This window comes from Streptomyces sp. KLMMK (assembly GCF_036961605.1).
GTDB classification, from domain to species: Bacteria; Actinomycetota; Actinomycetes; order Streptomycetales; family Streptomycetaceae; genus Streptomyces; species Streptomyces telluris.
In genome coordinates this window covers 1-5783 of the sequence record NZ_JBAMDC010000400.1, presented here as the reverse complement: position 1 = coordinate 5783, position 5783 = coordinate 1, and the positions used below count along the sequence as shown (strand labels likewise).

The following is a 5783-nucleotide window of genomic DNA, read 5'->3' as shown; positions in this document are numbered from 1 at the left end:
CGCCCTGCTCGCCGGGTCCCGCACCGGGGTCGTCACCAACCCCACCGGCGTCACCGCCGACGTCCGCCACGTCGTGGACGTGATGCACGCGGACCGGCGGGTGGACCTGCGCGCGGTGTTCGGCCCCGAGCACGGCTTCCGCGGCACGGCGCAGGCCGGCGGCTCGGAGACCACGGGCACCGACCCGGCGACCGGGCTGCCGGTGCACGACGTCCACGGCCTGCGCGGCCGGGAGCTCGCCGCGCTGTTCGGCCGCGCCGGCGTGGACACCGTCGTCTTCGACATCCAGGACGTGGGCGCACGCTTCTACACGTACGTCTGGACGCTCTACGAGTGCCTCGTCGCCGCGGCGCTCGCGGGCCTGCGCACCGTCGTCCTGGACCGGCCCAACCCCCTGACGGGCCGCGGCGCGTACGGCCCGGTCCTGGAGCGCTCCCTGGCGTCGGGCGTGGGCCGCGAACCGATCGCCCAGGCCCACGGCATGACCGTGGCCGAGCTCGCCCTGCTGTTCAACGCGGACGCCGTGCCGAGGGCCGCCGGGCGCGCCGCGCGGCTGGAGACCGTGCCGATGAGCGGCTGGCGGCGCACGCACTTCTTCGCCGACACCGGCCTGCCGTGGGTACCGCCGAGCCCCAACGTGCCCACGCCCGGCACCGCCCTGGCCTACGCGGGCACCTGCCTGCTGGAGGGCACCACCCTCTCCGAGGGGCGCGGCACGACCCGCCCGTTCGAGATCGTGGGAGCCGAGGGCATCGACCACCGCTGGGCCGCGGCCCTGAACGCGCTCGGCCTGCCGGGCGTGCACTTCCGGGAGGCGTACGCAGTGCCGGTGTTCTCCAAGTTCCAGGGCCGCACCATCGGCGGGGTGCAGCTGCACGTGCACGATCGGCGGGCGTACGACCCGGTGCGCACCGGGGTCGCCCTGCTCGTGACCGCCCGGCGCGTGTGGCCGGGCTTCGCCTGGCGCCCGGACCGGTGGATCGACCGGCTCGCGGGGACGGCGGCGGTGCGCACGATGACCGACGCCGGGGCCTCCGCCGACGACATCGTGCAGGCGTGGCGGCCCGGCCTGGAGGCCTTCCGCGCGACGCGCGAGGAACACCTCCTGTACGACTGAGCCGCCGCGCTCGGGCCCGGGGCGTACGGGGCCCGGACACGGAAGCGTGAACGGCGTGACGGACGTCTGGACAGGCCCTCTTGACGGCGGGACGATGCGCCCGCACCGGACCGCTCAAGGGGGAATGCCATGTCCGGCATGAGTGTGGATCCTTACTGGGAGCTCACGTTCGACGCCGACGGGGACGTCGACGCGGACGAGCGGGACGCCCTGATACGCGGGGTCGCCGAGGCCGGTCTGACCGACCTGGTGGTCTTCGCGCACGGCTGGAACAACGACAGGCCGATGGCCACGCGCTTCTACTCCCGCTTCTTCGAACCCTTCCCGGGCCTGCTCGCCGGCGCGCCCGGCGCCCGCGTCGGCTACGCCGGCGTGATCTGGCCCTCCATGCGCTTCCCCGGGGAGGCCGTTCCCGACTTCCCGTCAGCGGCGGCCGCCGGCGGCCCCGGTGACGTGCCCTCCCCGCCCGCGCTCGACGCCGCCACCCGCGAGGCGCTGGTCAGGACCCTGCCGTGCGATCCGGCCGTGACGGACCGGCTCGCGGAGCTGGCGGCCGAGCGTTCCGACGACCCCGCACGCCTGGAGGAGTTCGTCTCCCTCGTGCGCGGCCTCGCCCCCGCCCCGCCGCGGGGAACGGCGGCCGCGGGGGAGCCGGGGGAGCCTGAGGACGGGGACGCCGAGCCCTACCTGCTCACCGGTGACACCCAGGACGTGTGCGAGGCGTTCGCCTCCGCCCTGGGACACGTGGGGGCCCTGCCGCCCGCCTTCCTCGGCGGCGGCCTGAAGCGGCTGTGGGGAGGCGCCCTCGAAGTGCTGCGGCAGATGTCGTACTACACGATGAAGAAGCGCGCGGGCACGGTCGGCGAGAAGGGCCTCGGGCCCGCGCTCACCCGGCTGGCCGCCTCCGCCCCCGCCCTGCGCATCCACCTGGCGGGGCACAGCTTCGGCGCGCGCCTGGTGTCGTTCGCGCTGCGCGGACTGCCCGGCGACAGCAGCTGCCTGGCCGGCGTGACCCTGCTCCAGGGAGCCTTCTCCCACTACGCCTTCTCCTCGCGCCTGCCGTTCGACACCGGCAACGGCGGGGCCCTCGACGGGCTGTACCGGCGGGTGCGCGGCCCGCTGGTCTCCTGCCACTCGCGCCACGACTCGGCCCTGAGCGTCCTCTACCCGCTCGCGTCCCGCGTCTCCCGCCAGGACGACAGCGTGCTCGGGTCCGACGACGGCCGGTGGGGCGCGGTCGGCCACGACGGCATCCAGGCCGTGGACCCCTGCGCGCGGCTCGGCCTGGACGAGGCGCTGCGCGGCGGGCTGCCCGCGGCGGGCTGCGTGAGCGTGGACGCGTCCTCCGTCGTCGCGCGCGGCGGCCCCCCGTCGGGCGCGCACAGCGACATCTGCCACGAGGAGCTGGCCCGCGTCATCCTGCTGGCCGGCCGGCTCCTGCCGCCGTGAACGACGCCCCGCGTCGTGAAAGAGATCCCCCATCCGTGAACGAAAGGTGAGCGGAGAGTGAGGATCCGCCACCTTCGCGCGTTTCCACATCCCCGCGCGACTTCGGGGTAGCAGAGCGGAGTCGGCCGTACACCGCGGCCGATGGATCCGAATGGCGATGAGTTACGTCCCTTCCATGTCGATCCGAGTCCGCGCTGTCGGAGGTGGGATGCAGTGGCAGGTTTCAGAGCACTCGCACGAGAGGTGCGCAATCCACGGAACACCATCGCCTTGCGGCGGACCTCCCTGCGCAAGTGCCTTGAGCGCTTCGCCCCGTACGGCCACCGGGCGACCTGGCACCACCTGTGCGACCTCGCCGGGATGGATCCCGCCGACCGGGCCCCCGACCCGGCCCGGCTGGTCGTGGCGCTGACGGAGCTGGAGGAGGCCCGCGCGGTCTGGCTCGCCTACGAGGCGGGGTTCGCCGACCGCCGCAAGCGCGAGAAGCACGACGGCATCCGGCAGCCCGCCGGTGTCGACGCCTGGCACCGCCACACCTGGGGCGGCTGCGACATCGTGCCCTGCGTCAGCCCCACGGCCTACCCGGCCGCACGCCTGTCCGACGTGCTGCGCCGGGTGATCGCCGCGATGGAGGCCGAGCCCGGGGACGCCTGCCCGGTCTGCTCGCAGGACCGCCTCGAATGGCGCCCCGACCTGGACCGCTGCCCCGCGCAGGGCCCCGTCTGCGCGGACTGCGGCATCGTGGTGCCGGCGCCCGTCCTCACCGCGGGGGCGCTGGCCGCGGCGCGCCGCCGGCTGCTGGAGGACCGGTACGCGGCGGTGTGAGGCGGGCGCCCGGACAGCCGCGCAGGAGCAGGCCCGCACGGGCGGGCGGGAAGGCCGCAGGGACAGCCGGGGCGGCCGGGAACAGGGTGTCCGCCGTCGGCCGGTGGTGCGAGGATGCAGTGCACGGCTCACCGGTTCGAGGCGAAGGCGGACGGCATGGGGCAGTTGCACGACCTGACCGCGTTGGAGCAGGGGGAGGCGGTGCGGACGGGGCGCGTGTCGCCCGTCGAGCTGACCGAGCACTACCTGGAGCGCATCGGCCGGCTCGACGCCACCGTCGGGGCCTTCATCACCGTCACCCCCGATGTCGCGCGCAAGCAGGCGGCCGACGCCGAGAGCGCGGCCTCGGCCGCCCGGCGCGAAGGCCGCGAACTGCCGCCGCTGCACGGCGTACCCGTGCCGGTCAAGGACCTCAGCCAGGTCGCCGGCGTGCGCTGGACGATGGGCTCGGCGGCGATGGCCGGGAACGTCGCGACCGTGGACGACCACGTGGTGACCAAGCTGCGGGACGCAGGGACGATCCTGCTGGGCAAGACCAACACCCCCGAGTTCGGCCTGCCGGCCCACACCGAGAACGCCGTTGCGCCGCCCGCCCGCACCCCTTGGGACCTCGGCCGGTCGGCGGGCGGGTCGAGCGGCGGGGCGGCGGCCGCGGTCGCCGCAGGGCTCGCGCCCCTGGCGCACGCGAGCGACGGGGGCGGCTCCATCCGCATCCCGGCGTCCGTATGCGGCCTGTTCGGCATCAAACCCAGCCGCGGCCGGGTGAGTCCCGGCCCCGTCCTGGACGACGTGACCGGCCTGGTGACGTCCGGGCCCCTGGCCCGTACGGTCGCGGACGCGGCCGCGCTCCTCGACGTGCTCGCGGGGCCGATGCCCGGCGACCCCTACGCCGCGCCCGCGCTCCCGCCCGGCGAGACCTTCACCGGCCACGCCCGGCGCGCCCCGGGGCGGCTGCGCGTAGCCCACATCACGGAGGCGCCGGTCCCGGGCGTCGAGCTGCACCCGGAGTGCCGGCGGGCCGCGGAGGAGGCGGCAGGGCTGCTGCGGGAACTCGGCCACGAGGTCGAGGAGTTGACGATCCCCGGCGACGAGGCGCTCGGCCGGGCCTTCACGACCGTGTGGGAGGTGCTGTCGACGCTCGTGCCCGTACCCCCGGGCGGTTCGGAGCACTTGCTTCCGCTCACCCGGCACCTGCGCGAGCGCGGCACCCGCGTCACCGGGACGGAGTTCGCCGCCGCCCTGTACCGGATGCGCGGGACCGGCCGGCTCGTCGCCGGTGCCCTCCAGGCGCCCGGCACGGGCTACGACGTGCTCCTGTCACCCACCCTCGCCCGGCCGCCACTGCCCGTGGGCGCCCTGCGCAACGACGAGGATCCGGAGGGGGAGTTCGCCGCCATGGCCGGCTTCACGCCCTTCGCCCCGCTGTACAACGCGACCGGGCAGCCCGCCGTGAGCGTGCCGCTGCACTGGACGCCCGAGGGCCTGCCCGTCGGGATCATGCTCGGCGGCCGCTACGGCGACGAGGCCACGCTCATCTCGCTCTCCGCACAGCTGGAGGAGGCCCGCCCCTGGGCCGGGCGGCGGCCCGCCATGTGGTGACGCGGGGCGGGCGCGCCCGGCGGTCTCAGTGCTCGACCAGCAGGCGGGAGCCCGCGCCCCGCAGGCCGTTGAGATCGTCCGGGTTGGACAGCGCGCAGTTCTCCAGCGACAGGCAGCCGCAACCGATGCAGTCGTCCAAGTGGTCGCGCAGCCTGGCCAGCTGCGTGATGCGCTGCTCCAGCTCGCCGCGCCAGGTCTCGGACAGGCGTGCCCAGTCCTCCCGGTTCGGGGTGCGCTCGTCGGGCAGCTCGCAGAGCGCCTCCCGGATCGTGGCGAGCGGGATGCCGACGCGCTGCGCGGCCCGGATGAAGGCGACGCGGCGCAGGGCGTCACGGTCGTAGCGGCGCTGGTTGCCGGACGTGCGGCGGCTGCTGATCAGGCCCTTGGTCTCGTAGAAGTGCAGGGCGGAGACCGCCGCGCCGCTGCGCGCGGACAGCTGACCGACGGTGAGTTCCTGGACCTTGTTCGAAATCTGCGGCACAGCTCAGACCTTACGTGACGGGCGGCCCCCGGCATTGAGACGACGGCCACACCGGCGGCCACCGCGCCCCCTGGTACGCCTTGCGTCCCCGGCGTTAGCTTGGGACCACAGCTACGGGGGAGCTGAGCTGTGGGACCTTAGATTCCGCTTCGGCGAGGAGACGACCAGTGAACGCGCACGACGGCATGTACATCGACGGAAGCTGGCGGCCCGCCGCGGGGAGCGGCACGATCGAGGTCGTGAACCCGGCCGACGAGGAGGTCATCGCCACGGTCCCGGCCGGAGACGCCGAGGACGTCGACGCGGCCGTCC

6 protein-coding genes are annotated in these 5783 nt (G+C 75.1%); 5 read left to right on the top strand and 1 reads right to left on the bottom strand.

The features are described from left to right. The 4 genes from V7793_RS32115 to V7793_RS32100 all read left to right on the top strand — a co-directional run. The coding region (locus tag V7793_RS32115) for an exo-beta-N-acetylmuramidase NamZ family protein (RefSeq protein ID WP_336013230.1) at nt 1-1117 on the top strand (1117 nt) is incomplete at its 5' end. 138 nt (nt 1118-1255) lie between these two features. After that, nucleotides 1256-2566 (top strand): serine-threonine protein kinase, encoded by a 1311-nt coding sequence (locus V7793_RS32110; RefSeq protein ID WP_336013229.1) that lies wholly within the window; start codon nt 1256-1258, stop codon nt 2564-2566. Between the two features lie 213 nt (nt 2567-2779). After that, nucleotides 2780-3391, top strand: a complete 612-nt coding sequence (locus V7793_RS32105; protein WP_058045119.1) for a hypothetical protein — start codon at nt 2780-2782, stop codon at nt 3389-3391. A gap of 156 nt (nt 3392-3547) precedes the next feature. Further along, nucleotides 3548-4990 carry an amidase gene (locus V7793_RS32100; RefSeq protein WP_336013232.1) on the top strand — a complete coding sequence of 481 codons (1443 nt, stop codon included), beginning with the start codon at nt 3548-3550 and terminating at the stop codon, nt 4988-4990. Nucleotides 4991-5015: 25 nt separating this feature from the next. On the opposite strand, the gene soxR is transcribed toward V7793_RS32100, so the two are convergent. Beyond that, nucleotides 5016-5471, bottom strand: a complete 456-nt coding sequence (soxR, locus tag V7793_RS32095; RefSeq protein ID WP_168092344.1) for a redox-sensitive transcriptional activator SoxR — start codon at nt 5469-5471, stop codon at nt 5016-5018. Between the two features lie 167 nt (nt 5472-5638). On the opposite strand from soxR, the gene V7793_RS32090 reads away from it, so the two are divergent. Further along, the coding region (locus tag V7793_RS32090; RefSeq protein ID WP_336013231.1) for an aldehyde dehydrogenase family protein at nt 5639-5783 on the top strand (145 nt) is incomplete at its 3' end.